Here is a 17,946-nt window from a genome sequence, read left to right as displayed (position 1 = left end):
TTACGGGAGTGATGTCTGACGGTAGTACTGGACCAACGATGTGTATTTCTCCCCCGCAGATGCGCCGCACCGTAGGGCTCGTCGGCGTCCGCGCCGTGAGTGTCGCCCTCCTCGGCGGTCTTAGTATTGCAGTGCTGGCCGCTTGCTCACACAATGACGATCATGCGACATCATCCAAAGCGGAGGATGTGTCCCCTACATCAGTGCCAAGCACGTCGATGCCAGCTGGTTCTACACGTGAACTTGCACTTCCGGGACCGGGAGTCACGGATTTAGTGGTGAGTGGTCAATCCGAGGCTCCATCAATTGCAGGGCTATCGGGGGGGAAAATGGTTGTAGGGTCAGTGTCAGCCTGGACTGATGGCACTCCCACGGTTGTTGATCTTGCTGACAACTGTCAAGATCTTTCGCGCGCTGCAGACGGTGGCTATTCCGTCGCCTGTCAGGACCATGTGCTTGTTTTTGATGAGCATGGAATAAAAACTCGCGACATCCATCTTGACGGGACCGCAACGACAGCAGTTGTGACAAAGGACGTCGCTAGTGTGACTCTTGCTGGAGAGAAAAAAGTGAAGTATTTCTCCCTCAAAGACACCGATCAAGGCGGAGAGACGACTGTCCCTATCGGTGAGGGGGCAGCACAGTCCTTACTTGTCGATCCTGACGCATCGTCAGGAAAAACCAAAGAAATGGCGGCTATCTTTGATAAAAAGCAGTCGAGTTTAACAGGTGTCTACCCAGGAGAGAATAAACAAGGTTCATCGCTCCGGATCGGTCAAGGTGCGGGAAAAATTGCCGGGGGACAAAATGGCGTTGTTGTGGCATCGTCAACGGCATTGGATTCACTGGAAGTTTTTACCGCCGATGATATTTTGCGCAAGCATCAAACAATCCACACTGATTCAACCCCGTGGGGTGTAGCGTGGGACGCTGCAACACGCACTGTATGGGTGACATCGACCGGTAAGAATACCGTCACTGGTTATGACATCTCCTCCGGAGTGCCCATCAAAGTAGCCACGATGTCGACGATTGCTGATGCTCAGTCCGTCGTCGTTGATAGTGATGGTGGTTTGTTGATAGCCTCACCGCAGTCGTTAATTGTGCAGCATGTGCCGAAAGAACAGATTGATAAGGCGCGCAGTGACGCTTCACATAAATCCAGCTATGCCGTGAAGAAGGAATCGTAATGCCGCCATTAACCAACGATAGTCGTATCGATATGGACCTCAACGAGTGCAGGCGCTCTCACCCCATTCGGAGCGCGATCTATTCTTTGGCATTGCAGGGGATGTTCCGGCTAGAGCCGGAGACAATTCACGCTTTAATGACGAGGGCGTTCAGTCTTTTACAGCGCATGCCGATAGTACATCGCGCAGTGGAGAAAACATGGGCAGTCCACGAGGACGTGTTGGAACAAAACGTTTTCGGGGTGCGATTTCCTCGTCCATTGGGCTTGGCTGCCGGGTTTGATAAGAGCGCGACATCGCCGGATGTGTGGGCCCCATTAGGGTTTGGTTTCGTCGAGTTAGGCACAGTGACAGCGGATGGGCAACCTGGCAATCCACAGCCTCGACTATTCAGGCTGCAACGCGATCACGCGATCCTCAACCGCATGGGATTTAACAATGAGGGCGCAGTAGCGTGCGCGCGGAGGATTTCTCGGCGTCGAAGCTCTGATGTGATCGCGGTTAACCTCGGTAAAACCAAAAAGACTCAGATCGAGGAGGCTCCCGAGGATTATCGTTTGTCTGCTCGATTGCTGGGGCATCATGCAGATTTTGTTGTGATTAATGTGTCGAGTCCGAATACCCCAGGCTTGCGTGATTTGCAAGCTGTGGACTCACTGGAGCCGATTGTTGATGCGGTGGTTGATGAGGTCGATGGTGTTCCTGTCTTGGTGAAAATCGCTCCTGATCTGTGTGATGACGACATCCGTGCAGTCGCAGATCTGGCGAGAGCGAAGGGCTTAGCAGGGCTCGTCGCGACAAACACAACGATTTCTCGTGACTTTTTAGCAACCCCGTCGTCGGTAGTAGATGCAATGGGACCTGGTGGTGTATCTGGGCGGCCAGTGGCGGCTCGTTCGGTGGAGGTTCTTCGTTTACTGCGCAAACATGTGGGTGATTCGTTGGTGCTTGTGTCGGTGGGCGGTATTGAGACTCCCCAGCAGGCCTGGGAGCGTATTGGGGCAGGTGCGAGCCTCCTTGAGGGTTACACCGGTTTTATTTATGGAGGCCCGGATTGGATTCGTGATATTCACCGTGGTTTAGCTGATCAGGTACGTCGCCACGGCTTGGCATCGATTACTGAGGCTGTCGGCAAGGAGCTCCCTTGGCTTCCGGCCTCGCACGATTGAGCTTTCGGAAATGAGCGGGGGTTAGTAGGGGCGTGACCAGATAACCATCGTTGTGGACGCAACTTTTAGTTTTCGGCCCATCCCCAAATGATAGAGCGGGCGATCGTGTGGAAGTTGAGGTTGAAGCCGAGGATCGTAGGTGTGGCATCGTCGGGTATATCAAGCTTTTCAACATCGACGGCGTGTACAGCATAGAGGTAGCGGTGGGGACCGTGTCCTTGGGGTGGGTTTGCGCCGTAGTATCCACGTGTCCCAGAGTCGCCTTTGAGGGTGAGCGCTCCCGTGGGAAGAAGGGATGTTTGTTCCGATCCGGCGTTCTCTGGGAGTTCCTTGAGTTTTGCCGGAAGATTGAATACAGCCCAGTGCCAGTAGCCAGAAACTGTGGGGGCATCGGGGTCGTAGACCGTGATTGCGAGTGATTTGGTTCCGGTGGGCAGATCAGACCAGGCGAGGTGTGGGGAAACCGCATCAGCGCCTTGTAGTTTGCCTGGCAGTTCATCACCGGATGTGAAGGTGGCGCTCCTGAGGGGGAACGTAGGGACATCTGGCAAATATGCGTATGGGTCGGCTGCAGCGAAACGTGGATCGACGTAACTGGGCGTACTGGTAGCGGTGGAGCCGGATGTCGGGTCTTGTGCGTTCCCCGTGGGGTGATGTGAATGAGTCATAGTCCCAGTATGCCTGGATATCGGCTGTCTTGCAGTGAGGTTCTCCTCGTTGAAATTGTGTCGATCACTACTAATGATGGGCGCCGGAAGCGTGATCGTCGTTATCTTACGTCCTTCGGTGGAACCGGGTCAGATTGCCTTCTATAGTGGCAAACCCTGACCTGCAGATTTGTCTACGAGGTATATCACGGCTAGAGTGTCTCTTCGTGCTCAGCTGATTGCTGGTTCTTCACCTCGTCCGGGTGGCGGAATGGCAGACGCGCTAGCTTGAGGTGCTAGTGCCCTATTAACGGGCGTGGGGGTTCAAGTCCCCCTCCGGACACATTATGAACCCCGGATTCTCATCATTGATTGAGAATCCGGGGTTTTCTCATTTCAGTACCTATGGTCCTCATGCACATCGTGTCCATGTTCTGCGACCGCCCAGTCCGCTAGGCTGGTGACCTATTTCCGTGCCCTATCCACGTGGAGGTAGGCTTGCTCACGCTATGAAACGAGCCGACACCGTAAAAACCCAGGCTTCAGAACAAAATCACGTATCTGGACGTTGTGATGTCGTGATAACAGGTATAGGTGCGGCGGTACGTCTGCTCACATCTGTCGCTGCGGCGGTCAGCGGCGGTTTCCGACGGTGGCTGCACTGGAAACTACTCCATCAGATAGGGAGTATCGCTGTCCTCGTACTTGTCCCCGTTACCTTATTTATAGTTCCTCTCCCCTCGGTGAATGCCTTTCGACGTTGGTCAGCAGAAGCTGGATGGTGGTTTCCCCTTGCCTTCTCAGCCCTCTATATCCTTGTTACCCAATTTCCGATCCCCCGGACCGTGTTTACCCTCAGCTGTGGTGTGCTCTTTGGTCCACTCGTCGGGATTGGTGTCGCACTCGTCTCGACGGGCTGTTCGGCTCTTGTGTCGTTAACAGTGATCCGATACCTAGGCCGTGACTGGGTTCAATCGCGTCTCACCTACCCTGCCGTGCATCGAGTTAATGCCCACCTGCAACGCCGTGGTTGGCTTGCAGTGGGATCTTTGCGGATGATCGCAGCTGTTCCTTTTTCAGTGTTGAATTACCTATGTGCGGTGTCCTCGATAAGAGCGCTCCCGTTTACTCTCGCTACGGTGGTGGGCTCGGCACCAGGGACTATCGCTACAGTGCTAATTGGTGATGCAGCGACTGGGCATGCCAACCTGAGAACCGTCATTATCAGCGTTGTGCTCTTTACCATCGGACTAGCGGGGTTGATTCTGGACCTGGTGAAATCGAAAGAAAGAGCGACATCGCACCAGAAAATGACAAGGTAGTATCCTTGACTCTATGACATCGGCTCAGAAGCGCGGGACATCGACTTCTCCCCTGTTCGCAGTGCATGCCCGGTTCCGTGGACGCACAATGAGACGTGCGGACTACGTCAAAAATAGTGCAGAGGCAATGAAGCAACTGCCAGGAGTTCTTACATCACAGGTTGAAGGTGTTGAGGATATTTCCTTGCTAACTCGCGATCCAGAGTCTGAAGCACAAGTGGTCATGGCTTTTCTCTCTGCTGGTGATTGGGCCCTTGGAATCGGTATTGGCGGCCATGACCCAGCGGTCGTTGCTCGTGGGTGCACAGGTAAGCGGGGCGGTACAGTAGGGGCTGCAATAGCGACGATTTCTCATGATTCATCAATGTCGAGCACAGAACTTGCCTCAGATATCTCAGCAGCCTTTTCTCTCATCGGCCACGTCCTTACGCGTCGGACACAAGAAGGACGGGAAGCGACCGCACTCATGCGCCAAGGGTATACACAAAATGATGCGGCGACTGAGCTAGGAATCTCGAAGCAAGCAATGTCACAGCGGCTTGTTGCAGCGGGATGGCAGGCTGAACAGGCAGGATGGGACCTTGCCGTCCACCTACTCACCCGAGCAGAAAGACTGTAGCTACTCGTCCTTCTGCTGTTCTGCGTCGTGGACGCTGACGCCATCGCTCATGATGCTGTCACGGGGTGCAGCCTCATCGTTTTCACTGAGCTTTCGCGCAGTGCTGCGCTTAGCGGCCAACGCACTCTCGAGGGGGTTGTCGACCGTCTTATTCGCCACTGCATTAGCTTCGGCGACAGCTTGTGCGATTTCCGGTGCAGACTGCGTGGCGAACCAATCGTCATCGTCGTCAGTAGCAGCCTCTGCCTTAGTCTCCTCATTAACCTCAGGCGCCTCGTACCGGAACACACCGTCGGCATCCTTATCGGAAAACTGCTTTGTGAACATTTCCAGCGCATCGCCGAACTGTGATGGGATTAGCCACATCTTATTTGCGGAACCTTCAGCCATCTCAGGGAGTTTCTGGAGATATTGGAAAGCCAACACATCGGGAGTGACTTGTGATGTTTTAATCGCCGCATTGATTTTACGGATGGACCGAGCCTCACCTTGAGCACGCAAATACTGCGCGGCACGTTGCCCTTCAGCACGAAGAATTTCAGCGTGCCGCTCAGCCTCTGCCTGCAAAATTGCTGCATGTTTTTCACCCTCAGCGGCTAAGATGCGCGCTTGCTTCTCGCCCTCTGCCGTCTTGATATCTGCCTCGCGCTGACCTTCTGCAGTCAGAATCATGGCACGCTTCTCGCGGTCAGCCTTCATCTGTTTCTCCATCGACTGTTGGATCGATGGAGGCGGATCAATGGCTTTCAGCTCGACTCGACTAATACGCAGTCCCCATTTTGCTGTGGCATTATCGAGTTCGCCGCGAAGACGACGGTTAATCACTTCGCGTGACGTCAGTGTTTCTTCCAGCGTCATCCCTCCGACGACGTCACGAAGCGTAGCGGTGGTGGTTTGTTCTACACCAGTGAGATAGTTATCAACCCCATAAATCGAATGCATCGGATCATTAATTTGAAACGTGACGACGGTATCGATCGCGACGGTGAGGTTGTCCTGTGTGATCACAGCCTGGGGTGGAAAACTAACGACACGTTCACGAGTATCCACACGGGATCGAACGCGGTCAATGAATGGAATGAGAAAAGTAATTCCGCCTTCGACGGTCTTCGTGTACCGCCCTAATCGCTCGATTACTGCTGCTGTCCCTTGCGGAACCACTTTTATTGACTTCATCATGATCAGCACAATGATCGCGATGATGACCGCGATCACGATAGCACCAGAATTCATGAATTAGCCCTCCTTTCTATGACAAAAGCTGTATTGCCTTCAATATGGCTGATGACCACGTACTCCCCCGTCTCGAATATGTCACCGTTGAAGGAACTTCGCGCAGACCATAAGCTACCATCGATCTTAACTATGCCTGAGGAACCCGAAATTCGTTCAATTGTTTCACCAGTTGTTCCGACTAATGCCTGAGGAGAAAAATCGGCTGTTTCTGTCTTCTCGACCAGACGACGTTTGAAGAAAGGCCGGGCAATAAACAACAGCGCTAATGAGACGAGCGCAAACACGGCGACTGAAAGCCACAACGGTGCGTGGAGGAGAGAGACTCCAGCCGCAGCAAGAGCACCGCCTGAAAGCATGATCAAAGCGAAATCGCCACCGAGAAGCTCCAGGGAAGCCAGGACCACTGCACCGACAAACCACGCTAAGGCATTCACGATATCTAGCCTACCGAATGGCTATTTTCGGGTTTGACACGCGTCGGGGAAGTCTCTCACCGCAGACATTGCCCAGTGCTATTAGGGGCCTACAGTCACGAAATCCACGAGTCGTTCTACGGCGCCAATGAGTGTTGAATCAATATCACGGAAGGAATTCACACTGTTATATACCCGGTTCCAGCCTTCTTTCGGGTCCGACCAGCCAAGCCGCTGACACACGCCGGTCTTCCAGTCTTCTCCGTAGGGAATGTCAGGCCAGGCCCGAATTCCAACTGATGACGGTTTGACGGCGGCCCAAATGTCGATAAAAGGATGGCCAGTGACCATAACGTTCTGACCAAGATCTTCTACGATCCGAGACTCTTTTGAGCCGTCGACAAGGTGATCGGCAAGGATCCCGATACGTCGTTCGGGGGTGGGATGAAAGTCCGCTACCCGTTCGGGCGCATTGTCAAGACCTTCGAGATATTCGACAACTATTCCTTCGACGCGAAGATCATGGCCCCAAATGCGTTCAACGATTGCTGCGTCATGAACTCCTTCGACCCAGATTCGTGAGGGGGCGGCTACCTTAGCCCGCAGATTATCCACGCGCCGTGATCCGGAAGCACTCTGGTGCTGGCGAGGTTCCTTGGGAGGAATATAGCGGACCACGCTCACGGGTTTTCCTTCATAGAGGAAGGCACCTTCACGCAGTTTGAATAAGCGTGTGCGACGCTCTCGATCCTCTAAGCGAATGAAATCACCATCGTATGTTCGCTCAAACCCTACAATTGCTCCAACGTAGCCAGTACCGAGATCTTCCACGACAATGCCTGGTTGAGCAGGGATTTCGGGGTATTTTCGGGGTATGGAACGTGCGTGACCAGCAAAAATATCCCCTGAATAGCGGTCATCAGAACTCATAACTAGCAGTCTACCGACGGAAACTGCACTGCTAGTGAGAAGGATTGTCTATCACCAGCCACCTGCGCCACTATCATCTCTATGAGGTCTTACCCTACTGTGCAGTTGTCACATCATGATGGCATGAACAGGTGCTATGGTATCACGCCATGGGTGTGTCAACAGTTCGGAACCTGCAACGGGAATGGGCCCGGATTCATCGCCTAGCAGCATGGACCGCTTTCTGGCTCGTCGGAGAAGCATCCACTGATGACACCATTGATGCATGGCACAATCTTTATCCGCTTCCGAGAAATGAGATGGTTTCCTTTCTTGGTCGTCTCCGAGGAAGTGTATCGGAGTGCGTGAATCATTCTTCTGATGATCCTCTCGTGCGTATTGTTCTTGCTGATGCTGGCGATCCTCCGCCGATGCCTGAGCATCCTGATGCCCAGACTGCGATTTTTAACGCTGGGGCCGGGCTTATCATGTCATCTGGTCATCCCGATTCCCGGGTGCTAGTGGTCCCGGCTCGAACCGATGGGGCCCCTCGTTTAACGATGACCCCTATTGGCGCTGAGGCCATGGGACCACCTGCTATGTCTATCGGTGAGGCTGATTTGGCTCTGTCTGAGGCGACAAGGACGGCGGCGTCGATGGTTTCTTCCATGCATGCAGGAACTCCCCACCTCCTGGATGTGCGGCGTCGTGTAGGAACCGTGAAGGATTTTTATGACGTTGCCGAGTTTCCGGCGAGCTTTAATGTGAGAGCAGAGAAACTGGCGTCCCGGGCCGACTATCTTTCAGCAATAGTAGATACAGTTCGTTCCATACCTACTGGTACAACGTGGGATACACACATCCTTCCGTTGCTCACGGTGATTCGACACGCTCGGACAGCATCGATGGACTATGCGGTTCGCGAACTGTGCCGAGAAGTCAAGTAGACTGCCTTGTGTACCAGAATTACCTGTGTACTCGATGAGTATTGGGATATTCTGTCGGCTTCTCACGATACGGGGCCCCATTGAGTGTGTACCCTTGCTGAGGTTCGGTACCTAGTCGGGTTGGCTCGCGGCCTTCCATGTATTCATCGATTAAGTCGATGATCATTCGTGTAAAACGCTTTGTGGGGCCAACGGTGGCGGCACGTTCGATGACCATAGTGAAGTCTCGCGCTTCGTGTGCAAGCTCTGTATCAAGGTCCCATATAACTTCAACGTGGTCGGAGACGAAACCGATGGGTGATACGACTGCGGCAGGTATCCCGCGGTCGTGGAGTGCCGAAATATGATCGACGATATCCGGTTCTAACCATGGAATCTGCGGAGGGCCAGATCGCGATTGCCAGACGACGTCGTAATCTGCGTCTGTGATGCCTAACCTGGATGCGGTTAGCCGCGCGGACTCGTGGATTTGCCGTGAATACAGATAGTCGCCATCATCCGGATTTCCGGACTCTTTATCCGCGGACAGCGGGATGGAATGTGCGGTGAAAACGATACGACAGTGCTCTCTCCTGTCAGATGGGATCCTATTGAGGGCGTCCTGAATGGCTTCTGCCTCGGCGTCGATAAACTCCGGGTGGTCGTGAAACTGGCGAAGTCTCGTCAGATCTGGCGGTGTGATCCCACGGTGATGGCAATGTTCGCGCGCCTTTTCGATATCTTCATCATATTGACGGCAGCCAGAGTACCCCGCCCACGCGGAGGTGATAAATACGAGGGCGTGGCGTACGCCATCGGCGGCCATTTTTTCGATGGTGTCGTTCCATAAGGGGTGCCAATTGCGATTTGCGAAGTAAATGGGGAGATCGCGATGCTGCCGGTGGAGTTCTTCTTCAAGGTGCTGAATAATCTCGCGATTTAATTCATTGAGGGGGCTTATGCCATTGAAATGCTGGTAGTGCTTCTCAACGGCATCGAGTCGTTCGGATGGGATCCCGCGGCCCCTGGTGACGTTTTCCAAGAAGGGGCGAACGTCCCTAGGGCCCTCTGGTCCACCAAACGAGGCGACGACGATAGCGTCGACAGGACGGTTCGTGACTAGCAAACCGCCATGTTGACTACCATCTGCCGGGGTTGTCGTTGATCGATCATCCTCGTTGCCATCAGATGCCGAGCATCGAATAGTCGAGGCGCCTTGTCCTGCCACGTCGTCAGCCTTAATTTCTTAGTAGACAATAGTCATAAAAGACACACGCAATGCTTTGGTGTGGTCACGATACGATCGCGTCGTGATGATTTCTTGGTAGGCGAAAGTCACCTTAGCGTCACGTGTGGAGTGTAGACCTAGACTAGTTTATGAGATTAACCGAACCACGTTTGGTGTCATACCACCATATCGAACTGGGCTGATCTTGACGACAGATCCGGATTCTGGGGCTTCAATCATCTGGTCATTACCTAAGTAGATAGCGACGTGCTGGCTTGCGCTGGGGCCATAGAAAATCAAGTCACCGCGCTTCATCTGTGACGCTGGAACATGAGTTCCTGATTGATATTGGGACCCTGTGTAATGAGGCAACTTAAAGCCAGCAACGTAGAATGCGTAGAGAACCAACCCGGAGCAGTCGAACCCAGTATGAGCGTAGTCACCAAATTGGTCAGCGATACCGCCGTCTCTAATGCCGACGGTTGGTCCGAAGTAGTTTCCACCACCCCAGGAGTACCGCACACCCAGTTGCGACTGAGCTCGAGCAATAACTGCGTTGATTCGACTTTGAGCCGAACCACTGGTTGCGCTTTGGTCAGTGTCACCACTGTTGTTTGTTCCAGTTGCCGAACTGTTCGTTGTGGCGCCACCTCCCACGGAGGTCGCTATCGAAGCTTGATCGGTACCATCGGTCACACGATTCAATGCATCGGAATTGTTTTTCAGGCCGTTGACCAATTGTGACGTGGTCGACACCGCCCCATACTCCGGGTCTGAGCTATCGGCGCTGGAATCACCGCTGTTTGTGTTTTTCTCGGTCGAATTATCAGTGTCATCGTTCGTTGAACCATTGGCCTGGCTACTGATCGAACTATTGCCTTCAGGGGTGGGGTTCGTGTTTGGACTACTGCTCGGTTTATTGTTGATCTGATCCCATGCGTGGCGGGCAGCTTGTTGTCCACTTTGAACTGCGGCGGTGACGGGATCATCGCCATGTTGTGATGCCTTGAGTCCGGCTGCCAGTGCTGCTAACCCACTTGATGTTAGACCGATGAGCGCTTTGTCGGCATCGTTAGATGAGGCATCGGATGCCGAGCCGAGTAACTGGCGAAGTTTTTCGGTTAACTCTTCAACCCGCTTAACAGCTTCCGATGCAATGGTGGCAAGGTTCGCTGCGAGTTCCCGCGCCTGATCGGCAGTAGGGTCACCCTTGTCTTCCTTGTCCTTGGCATCTTTCGCGGCAGCGAGAGCACTATCGGCTTTCTTCTTTGCGTCAGCGGCCGCGGTAGCCCGTTCCTTGTCGGCATCATCGGCAGCGGCATAGTCAACTCCATGGTCGCCTTTGTCCTCATGAGATGGTGTAGGCGAGGTGTGCTCTGAATCGGACGTGACGGGTGCCTGGCTATCGGGTGCCGTTGGAGTTGACTGCCCGGTGGAGTTGCTATTGGTGGGATTTCCCCCAGCAGATGTTGGATCGTTAGGCGTGGAGGCGTTAGGCGGCTGTGGTCCACCATTTTCAGATTCGGAGGAAGCCAGCGGTGTGGCTGAGTCTGCCGGTGAAGCACCCTTATTCCCTTTTACCTCATCGAGCCGTGACTGGATCTCATTCTTTCGCGCTTCAGCTTCTGTAATGGCTTTGTGAAGATCTGCAGCCTTTCTTGATGCTGTCTGAATTGCTTCAAGAGCTTTATCTTTAGACTTTTTCGCGTCATCACGCTTGGCTGTTGCTTCAGCAAGGAGTTTACGTAGTGAGGATTCCTCATTGGCAGCCTGAGTACGGACCTTATCGAGCTGGGAAACGACCTTGCGCTGTTTGTCAGCCTCGGTACGTAAATACGATGCGCGGTCGAGAGTACTCGCGACCGCATCCTTTCCTGCCGCTATCGTCACCGCATTAGAATCTTGACCCTGGGTGTACTGAGAACGTGAGAGGGAATTGAGTTTGTTTTGGGCAGCTTCGACATCCTTTTGTGACTTATCCAAGCGTGCGCGCGCCTCGACGACTTTCCTCTGAGCATCGTTTGCGCCTGTGGTGGCTTCGTCAAGCTCAAAGACCGTCTTGTTTGCCTCTTGACGAATACCGCCTTGCTCGTTCTGTAGGTCGGTCAGCTTTTTTTGCGCTTGGGATAGATCATTGGCGAGCGATGCAACGGAATTGGGATTGTTGTGAGGGGCCGCGATGGCATGGGGAGCAGAGGTCACCCCTAGTCCAGTGCACAGCAAAACAGCGGCGAGCCGGGTATGTGCGTGTCGCGGACGGGTCGTCCGGAAGGCCCTGCGGTCTACCACGCCATTTCTCCTTTGATCGAAAACAATCCTTGTTTTGCCATGCGTGCGAGCTTTAGTCGAGGGGCTATGCCCTTGCTCCTGGGTTAAAAACATCGAGCGTGAGGATAGTGTGTGATGCCCCTGTCAAGTGTTCACCTTTGACCGTGGATGCTAGCCGTATCTGTGGAGGACATTATCCGTTAGTGTCGAGTTTTCCGCATCGCCCGGACATACTTCCCCGCATGTCCGGGCGATGCGGATCTTCATGTAGAAAATTCCAGCCTCAGGGTTGACTACTGAATCTCGATGCATAGCTCTATTCTTTTACAATGCCACCGTAGAACACTTACACCACTGGGGAAACTCTAATCACACAAAAAACAAGTTTCACACCCTGACCTGACAGTCATGCAGGGGTAGGACCTGGGAAAATTGTCAACCTATCACAAGGTGTGATTTACAACACAAACTTAGTTATATCGGCGTGTCGTCTTGAATATCGAGTGTCTGTCGCGAAAAAAGTAGCCGTTAATACGTGGGGGTAAAAGGTGCGGTCAATTCGCTCACAGTACGGGTGTACTGTTAAAATTCGTGCTGCAATATGCGAGAGAACTCCCCATGCTGTGGGGCCCTGAGAACGGGGTTTGGGGTATTGGACACGACCAACCCTGATGCTGACACAATGGATCACGAGGAATCATGACGTTCCGTAGCTTCTTGGCATATTGCTGAGGTCTACAACCCCTGACAGAACAGAAAGAAGAGGACTGGAGCTCGCTGTGACAGAAAGTAAGAACTCCTTCAATGCCAAGTCGACACTGACAGTCGGTGATACGTCGTACACCTATTATCGTCTGTCTGCTGTGCCCGGTATGGAAAAGTTGCCATACTCCCTTAAGGTCTTGGGGGAAAACCTCCTCCGAAATGAGGATGGCAAGAATACGACCGCTGACCATATCTCGGCGATTGCTAATTGGGATCCTAGTGCTGAACCCGATACGGAGATTCAGTTCACCCCAGCACGTGTTCTTATGCAGGACTTTACGGGCGTCGCCTGTATTGTCGATCTTGCAACCATTCGTGACGCTGTGGTTACCCTTGGTGGCAAAGCGGAATCTGTTAACCCCCTCAATCCAGCTGAAATGGTAATCGACCACTCAGTGATTATTGAAGCATTTGGATCTGAGGATGCTATTGAGAAGAATGTTGAGATCGAGTATCAGCGTAACGATGAACGGTACAAGTTCTTACGTTGGGGCACTGGTGCTTTTGATAACTTCCGGGTTGTTCCTCCGGGAACGGGCATCGTCCACCAGGTCAACATCGAATATCTGGCTCGGGTCGTGTTTGACCGGGATGGCCTGGCCTATCCTGACACCTGCATCGGCACCGACTCTCACACGACGATGGAGAATGGTCTAGGAATTCTTGGTTGGGGTGTTGGTGGCATTGAGGCCGAGGCTGCCATGCTTGGGCAGCCAGTCTCTATGTTGGTTCCGCGTGTGGTGGGATTCAAACTCACGGGTGAGATTCCGGCAGGCGTTACTGCGACTGACGTCGTGCTGACCATTACCGATATGCTTCGCCAACACGGTGTTGTGGGCAAGTTTGTCGAATTCTATGGCCAGGGCGTGTCCTCCGTGCCCCTTGCGAACCGTGCCACCATTGGTAATATGTCGCCGGAATTCGGTTCGACAGCCGCTATTTTCCCTATCGATGATGAAACAATCAAGTATTTACGCTTGACTGGACGTTCGGAGGAAAAATGTGCGTTGGTTGAGGCCTACGCTAAAGAACAAGGCATGTGGCTTGACGAGAATACGCGTGAGGCCGAATACTCTGAATACCTCGAGCTTGACCTATCGACTGTCGTGGCCTCAATTGCTGGCCCCAAACGCCCGCAGGATCGCATTCAGCTCACTGATTCCAAGGCCCAGTTCCGCAAGGACCTTCACAACTACAGTGATGGCGAGGTCAAAGATATTATCGAGGCTGATGCGCCGTCGAAGGAAGACGTCGCCGACTATAATGAGTCTCGAGAAGGCCGCGGGGAGTCAGCGGCTGAAGGCGCTGACGGCCGTCCGTCCTCTCCGATCGTTGTAAAATCCCCGGCCGGTGGCGAATACACCCTTGATCACGGCATGGTTGCCATCGCGTCGATCACCTCGTGTACCAACACCTCAAACCCGTCCGTCATGGTGGGTGCTGGGCTCCTTGCACGCAAGGCTACTGAGAAGGGCTTGCGTGCGAAACCGTGGGTGAAGACCATTTGCGCTCCCGGTTCTCAGGTTGTCAATGGGTACTTCGAACGTGCAGATCTCTGGAAAGACCTGGAAGCATTGGGCTTCTATCTCTCTGGCTTTGGCTGTGCTACCTGTATCGGTAACTCAGGCCCTTTGCCTGCTGAGATCTCACAGGCTATTAACCAGGCTGACCTTGCTGCCACAGCTGTTCTGTCGGGTAACCGCAACTTCGAAGGCCGAATCTCCCCTGACGTTAAGATGAACTATCTTGCGTCACCGATCCTTGTTATTGCGTACGCCATCGCCGGAACGATGGACTTTGATTTCGATGAGCAGCCGCTCGGTCAGGACCAGGACGGTAATGATGTCTATCTCAAGGACATCTGGCCCTCCACCGAAGAAATTGAATCCACCATTGAAGCCAGCATTTCCCGGGAGATGTACGAATCCGACTACCAAGATGTCTTCGCTGGAGACGAGCGCTGGCAAAACCTCGATACCCCGGATGGTGAAACCTTCGCGTGGAACGATGAGTCTTCCTACATTCGGCGCGCACCATACTTCGACGGGATGTCCGTCGAACCCGATCCGGTCGAAGACGTCAAGGGAGCACGAGTCCTTGCCTTGCTCGGTGATTCGGTAACGACTGACCACATCTCGCCAGCATCGGCAATTAAACCCGGCACTCCAGCAGCGCAGTACCTGGATTCTATGGGCGTGGCTCGTAAGGATTACAATTCCTTGGGGTCTCGTCGTGGTAACCACGAGGTCATGGTGCGCGGTACTTTCGCCAATATCCGGCTACAGAATCAGCTTCTTGATGGCGTGTCCGGTGGTTATACCCGTGATTTCACCCAAGAAGGTGGCCCGCAGTCATTCATCTATGATGCTGCTCTGAACTACGAAAAAGAGAACACACCTCTCGTCGTATTGGGTGGTAAAGAATATGGCACAGGCTCCTCTCGTGACTGGGCAGCCAAAGGCACTCTCCTGCTGGGTGTCAAGGCTGTCATTGCCGAGTCTTTCGAGCGTATTCACCGCTCCAACCTGATCGGAATGGGTGTTGTCCCGCTCCAGTTCCCTCAGGGTGAGTCGTGGAAGTCGTTGGGGCTCGACGGAACCGAATCCTACGACATTGAGGGAATCGAAGAACTAAACAAGGGCATCACCCCGAAGACCGTGAAGGTGACTGCGACGAAAGAAAACGGTGAAACCGTGGACTTCGACGCCGTGGTTCGCATCGACACACCGGGTGAGGCGGACTACTACCGCAATGGGGGCATCCTTCAGTATGTCCTGCGTCGGATGATGAAGGACGAAGAGTCCTAAGGCCCCTGCCTTTGTGAGCCGGTATTTACCATGCCGAAAGTCAGCGACATCGACCTTGAACGGAGAAGGTCACGCATCCTCGACGCCGCTCGTACCTGTTTCGCCGAATTTGGCTACGAAGGTGCAACGGTACGGCGGCTTGAGGAAGCGACGGGGCGTACCCGTGGGGCTATTTTTCACCACTTCGGTGATAAGCAAGGGCTTTTCTTCGAGCTTGCGCGCGAAGATGCTATTCACATGGCTGATATCGCTGCCTCTCACGGTCTTATCGATGTTATGCGAAGCATCATCGATAATCCTGATGGATATCAGTGGGCGTTGACTCAGCTCGAGGTCGTGCGGCTTATCCGCACTGATCCGTCGTTTCGGTGTCGCTGGAATAGTGAACATAAACGAATCGACGACGCGGTACGGACGAGGATTGCGCAACAGATTGAGGATGGCGTGATGCGGACAGATGTGAGCCCTGAGGTTATCTGTTCGCTGCTGACCGTCGTGTTCGACGGGGTTCTCTCAGCTGTTGGGGCTGGTGAGACGCCATCTGAGCTACTTCTTGCGCTTGGACTACTTGAGGATAGTCTGCGTAAGTGATCTGCCGGCGGGTGGTTGCTACCTGAGGACAATTTGGCATCACGTCGCTATCGTATGCCCCAGTGGCACCCAGTTCCCGGCATACCGCCCTCGAAGACGTGTTGTGAGTAACGCGTCGCGTGTTCACAACAGAAGAGCTCATCGCCGTATTTGTTTCATGATCTCTAGCGCCCGCTATTCTGTATGTCATGATCGCAATCATGACCGTTACTGGCCTGGATCACACCGGAATCATCGCTGCGGTATCCACACGCCTTGCTGAAGTAGACGCCAATATCACCAATGTTTCGCAAACGATTATGGGTGAATACTTCACCATGATTGTGCAGGTAGAATTCGACGAGAATTCTCAAAGTCTCAGTGCGCTCCAAGAAGCTTTGAAACCTGTTGAAAAGGAACAAAAGCTTAAGATACGGCTTCAATCAGAGGCTATTTTCCGTGCCATGCATGAACTATAGGTTGGTGATGACATGGATACCAAACATAACATCTTAGAAACTATCTCGATGATCGAGGAGCAACGCCTTGATATTCGGACTGTGACGATGGGGATTAATATCCTCCACTGTGCGGATTCCGAAATCCATCAGGCTGCTACCCAGGTTTACGATACTATTACGACGCGAGCAGAACGTTTAGTGTCGGTAGCCGAGAAGATTTCTCGTGAACTCGGGATCCCCATTGTTAACAAGCGCGTGTCGGTGACGCCGGTGTCGTTACTTGCGGCGGCATCTGGGTGCCTGGATCCTACTCCCCTTGCCCATGCTCTGGATAGAGCTGCAACAGCCACCGGCATTGACTTCATCGGTGGATATTCTGCCCTTGTTGAAAAAGGAATGACCAGGTTCGATAAAGCGCTTATCGACTCGATTCCCGACGCCTTGGCATCTACCGGGTTGGTATGTTCATCAGTGAACATTGGCTCATCACGTGCTGGACTCAATATGGATGCAGTTGCACGAATGGGTGACGTTATCGTTGAATCCTCACAGGCAGAAACAGAAAACACCGTGTTGGGGCCCGCAAAATTGGTCGTTTTTTCTAATGCTGTCGGTGATAATCCCTTCATGGCAGGAGCATTCCATGGCGTAGAGGAGCCTGACTGTGTGGTCAGTGTCGGCGTATCTGGGCCAGGGGTGATACAGCGTGCCTTAGCGAAGGCGCCTGATGCGTCGTTCGATGAGATGGCAGAAGTCATTAAAAAGTCCGCATTTAAGGTGACTCGTATGGGGCAGCTTGTCGGTACATTAGCTGCCGATCGTCTCGGCGAGCGTTTCGGGATCGTTGATCTCTCGCTCGCCCCTACCGCCGAGATCGGAGATTCTGTTGCCCACATTCTTGAGGGCATGGGACTTGATGTTGTCGGGACTCACGGGACAACCGCTGCTCTCGCATTGCTAAATGATGCAGTGAAGAAAGGTGGGATGATGGCGTGCTCTCGTGTGGGAGGGTTATCGGGTTCCTTCATTCCTGTCAGTGAGGATGCTGGGATGATTAACGCGGCCCGCAATGGGTCGATCACTCTAGACAAGCTTGAAGCAATGACCGCGATTTGCTCAGTGGGGCTAGATATGGTTGCTGTACCTGGAGATACTCCCCCAGAAACGATTGCTGGGATGATTGCCGATGAAGCTGCTATCGGGATGATGAATCATAAGACCACCGCAGTACGGGTTATTCCTGTTCCTGGGAAGGCTGTTGGCCAGGATGTAGATTTTGGAGGCCTTCTGGGTCGTGCTCCGATCATGCCTGTCCATCGGGCATCGTCCAGAGCGTTTATTCGCCGTGGTGGGCAGCTCCCCGCCCCAGTCCATGGGCTGAGAAACTGACGGGAGGTTTCTCTGTCGGCCGAGGCT

Annotated in this window: 16 protein-coding genes and 1 tRNA gene; 10 read left to right on the top strand and 7 right to left on the bottom strand. The window is 53.4% G+C overall.

What is annotated here, in order from left to right; translation table 11 throughout:
- The first annotated feature begins 8 nt into the window (after positions 1-8).
- Entirely contained in the window at positions 9-1,190 is a 1,182-nt protein-coding gene (locus tag V5S80_RS03540) for a YncE family protein (protein WP_395169325.1), read from the top strand.
- 32 nt (positions 1,191-1,222) lie between these two features.
- A complete protein-coding gene (locus V5S80_RS03535) occupies positions 1,223-2,359 on the top strand; it encodes a quinone-dependent dihydroorotate dehydrogenase (RefSeq protein WP_395169457.1) in 1,137 nt (378 codons plus the stop codon).
- Positions 2,360-2,424: 65 nt separating this feature from the next.
- Here V5S80_RS03535 and V5S80_RS03530 read toward each other — a convergent pair whose 3' ends face one another.
- Positions 2,425-3,027: a YbhB/YbcL family Raf kinase inhibitor-like protein gene (locus V5S80_RS03530; RefSeq protein WP_395169324.1), complete on the bottom strand. Its 603-nt coding sequence runs from the start codon at positions 3,025-3,027 to the stop codon at positions 2,425-2,427.
- A gap of 236 nt (positions 3,028-3,263) precedes the next feature.
- Here V5S80_RS03530 and V5S80_RS03525 point away from each other — a divergent pair.
- The 3 genes from V5S80_RS03525 to V5S80_RS03515 all read left to right on the top strand — a co-directional run bounded on the left by V5S80_RS03525 (position 3,264) and on the right by V5S80_RS03515 (position 4,947).
- Positions 3,264-3,349 (top strand) — tRNA-Leu (locus tag V5S80_RS03525).
- 235 nt (positions 3,350-3,584) lie between these two features.
- A complete protein-coding gene (locus tag V5S80_RS03520; RefSeq protein WP_395169323.1) occupies positions 3,585-4,328 on the top strand; it encodes a TVP38/TMEM64 family protein in 744 nt (247 codons plus the stop codon).
- A 52-nt stretch (positions 4,329-4,380) separates the two neighbouring features.
- On the top strand, positions 4,381-4,947 hold the full coding sequence (locus V5S80_RS03515) for a MarR family transcriptional regulator (protein WP_395169456.1): 567 nt from the start codon (positions 4,381-4,383) through the stop codon (positions 4,945-4,947).
- Here V5S80_RS03515 and V5S80_RS03510 read toward each other — a convergent pair whose 3' ends face one another.
- From V5S80_RS03510 to V5S80_RS03500, 3 genes are all read right to left on the bottom strand, one after another.
- Positions 4,948-6,180 carry an SPFH domain-containing protein gene (locus V5S80_RS03510; protein ID WP_395169322.1) on the bottom strand — a complete coding sequence of 411 codons (1,233 nt, stop codon included), beginning with the start codon at positions 6,178-6,180 and terminating at the stop codon, positions 4,948-4,950.
- Positions 6,177-6,617, bottom strand: coding sequence for an NfeD family protein (locus tag V5S80_RS03505; protein WP_395169321.1), 441 nt, complete (start codon positions 6,615-6,617; stop codon positions 6,177-6,179). The genes V5S80_RS03510 and V5S80_RS03505 overlap by 4 nt, the downstream gene beginning before the upstream one ends.
- A gap of 81 nt (positions 6,618-6,698) precedes the next feature.
- Positions 6,699-7,526 carry a DUF3097 domain-containing protein gene (locus tag V5S80_RS03500; RefSeq protein ID WP_395169320.1) on the bottom strand — a complete coding sequence of 276 codons (828 nt, stop codon included), beginning with the start codon at positions 7,524-7,526 and terminating at the stop codon, positions 6,699-6,701.
- 149 nt (positions 7,527-7,675) lie between these two features.
- On the opposite strand from V5S80_RS03500, the gene V5S80_RS03495 reads away from it, so the two are divergent.
- Complete coding sequence (locus V5S80_RS03495; protein WP_395169319.1) at positions 7,676-8,452, top strand: hypothetical protein; 777 nt, start codon at positions 7,676-7,678, stop codon at positions 8,450-8,452.
- Between the two features lie 19 nt (positions 8,453-8,471).
- On the opposite strand, the gene V5S80_RS03490 is transcribed toward V5S80_RS03495, so the two are convergent.
- The 3 genes from V5S80_RS03490 to V5S80_RS03480 all read right to left on the bottom strand — a co-directional run bounded on the left by V5S80_RS03490 (position 8,472) and on the right by V5S80_RS03480 (position 12,239).
- On the bottom strand, positions 8,472-9,557 hold the full coding sequence (locus V5S80_RS03490; RefSeq protein ID WP_395169455.1) for a ferrochelatase: 1,086 nt from the start codon (positions 9,555-9,557) through the stop codon (positions 8,472-8,474).
- A 249-nt stretch (positions 9,558-9,806) separates the two neighbouring features.
- Entirely contained in the window at positions 9,807-11,948 is a 2,142-nt protein-coding gene (locus tag V5S80_RS03485; RefSeq protein ID WP_395169318.1) for an NlpC/P60 family protein, read from the bottom strand.
- Between the two features lie 150 nt (positions 11,949-12,098).
- A complete protein-coding gene (locus tag V5S80_RS03480) occupies positions 12,099-12,239 on the bottom strand; it encodes a hypothetical protein (protein ID WP_395169317.1) in 141 nt (46 codons plus the stop codon).
- 467 nt (positions 12,240-12,706) lie between these two features.
- Between V5S80_RS03480 and acnA the strand changes: the two genes are divergently transcribed.
- The 4 genes from acnA to V5S80_RS03460 all read left to right on the top strand — a co-directional run bounded on the left by acnA (position 12,707) and on the right by V5S80_RS03460 (position 17,919).
- A complete protein-coding gene (gene acnA, locus V5S80_RS03475; protein ID WP_395169316.1) occupies positions 12,707-15,499 on the top strand; it encodes an aconitate hydratase AcnA in 2,793 nt (930 codons plus the stop codon).
- A 30-nt stretch (positions 15,500-15,529) separates the two neighbouring features.
- The gene (locus V5S80_RS03470; protein ID WP_395169315.1) at positions 15,530-16,090 is read left to right on the top strand and encodes a TetR/AcrR family transcriptional regulator; all 561 of its coding nucleotides are present in this window, start codon (positions 15,530-15,532) and stop codon (positions 16,088-16,090) included.
- Positions 16,091-16,278: 188 nt separating this feature from the next.
- A complete protein-coding gene (locus V5S80_RS03465; RefSeq protein WP_395169314.1) occupies positions 16,279-16,548 on the top strand; it encodes an ACT domain-containing protein in 270 nt (89 codons plus the stop codon).
- A 12-nt stretch (positions 16,549-16,560) separates the two neighbouring features.
- Positions 16,561-17,919 (top strand): PFL family protein, encoded by a 1,359-nt coding sequence (locus V5S80_RS03460; protein ID WP_395169313.1) that lies wholly within the window; start codon positions 16,561-16,563, stop codon positions 17,917-17,919.
- The last annotated feature ends 27 nt before the right edge of the window (positions 17,920-17,946 follow it).

Origin of the sequence: Corynebacterium sp. PCR 32, assembly GCF_037464985.1 — a bacterium.
Classification (GTDB): Bacteria; Actinomycetota; Actinomycetes; order Mycobacteriales; family Mycobacteriaceae; genus Corynebacterium; species Corynebacterium kroppenstedtii_D.
Note: the sequence above shows the minus strand (reverse complement) of the source record. Positions and strands in the feature narration are given on the sequence as shown.

What these genes read in the sequence shown, in the direction of transcription:
- V5S80_RS03535 (WP_395169457.1), top strand. Translation starts at nt 1,223, where the DNA reads ATGGACCTCAACGAGTGCAGGCGCTCTCACCCCATTCGGAGCGCGATC.
- V5S80_RS03530 (WP_395169324.1), bottom strand. Translation starts at nt 3,027, where the DNA reads ATGACTCATTCACATCACCCCACGGGGAACGCACAAGACCCGACATCC.
- V5S80_RS03510 (WP_395169322.1), bottom strand. Translation starts at nt 6,180, where the DNA reads ATGAATTCTGGTGCTATCGTGATCGCGGTCATCATCGCGATCATTGTG.
- V5S80_RS03500 (WP_395169320.1), bottom strand. Translation starts at nt 7,526, where the DNA reads ATGAGTTCTGATGACCGCTATTCAGGGGATATTTTTGCTGGTCACGCA.
- V5S80_RS03495 (WP_395169319.1), top strand. Translation starts at nt 7,676, where the DNA reads ATGGGTGTGTCAACAGTTCGGAACCTGCAACGGGAATGGGCCCGGATT.
- V5S80_RS03480 (WP_395169317.1), bottom strand. Translation starts at nt 12,239, where the DNA reads ATGCATCGAGATTCAGTAGTCAACCCTGAGGCTGGAATTTTCTACATG.
- V5S80_RS03470 (WP_395169315.1), top strand. Translation starts at nt 15,530, where the DNA reads ATGCCGAAAGTCAGCGACATCGACCTTGAACGGAGAAGGTCACGCATC.
- V5S80_RS03465 (WP_395169314.1), top strand. Translation starts at nt 16,279, where the DNA reads ATGATCGCAATCATGACCGTTACTGGCCTGGATCACACCGGAATCATC.
- V5S80_RS03460 (WP_395169313.1), top strand. Translation starts at nt 16,561, where the DNA reads ATGGATACCAAACATAACATCTTAGAAACTATCTCGATGATCGAGGAG.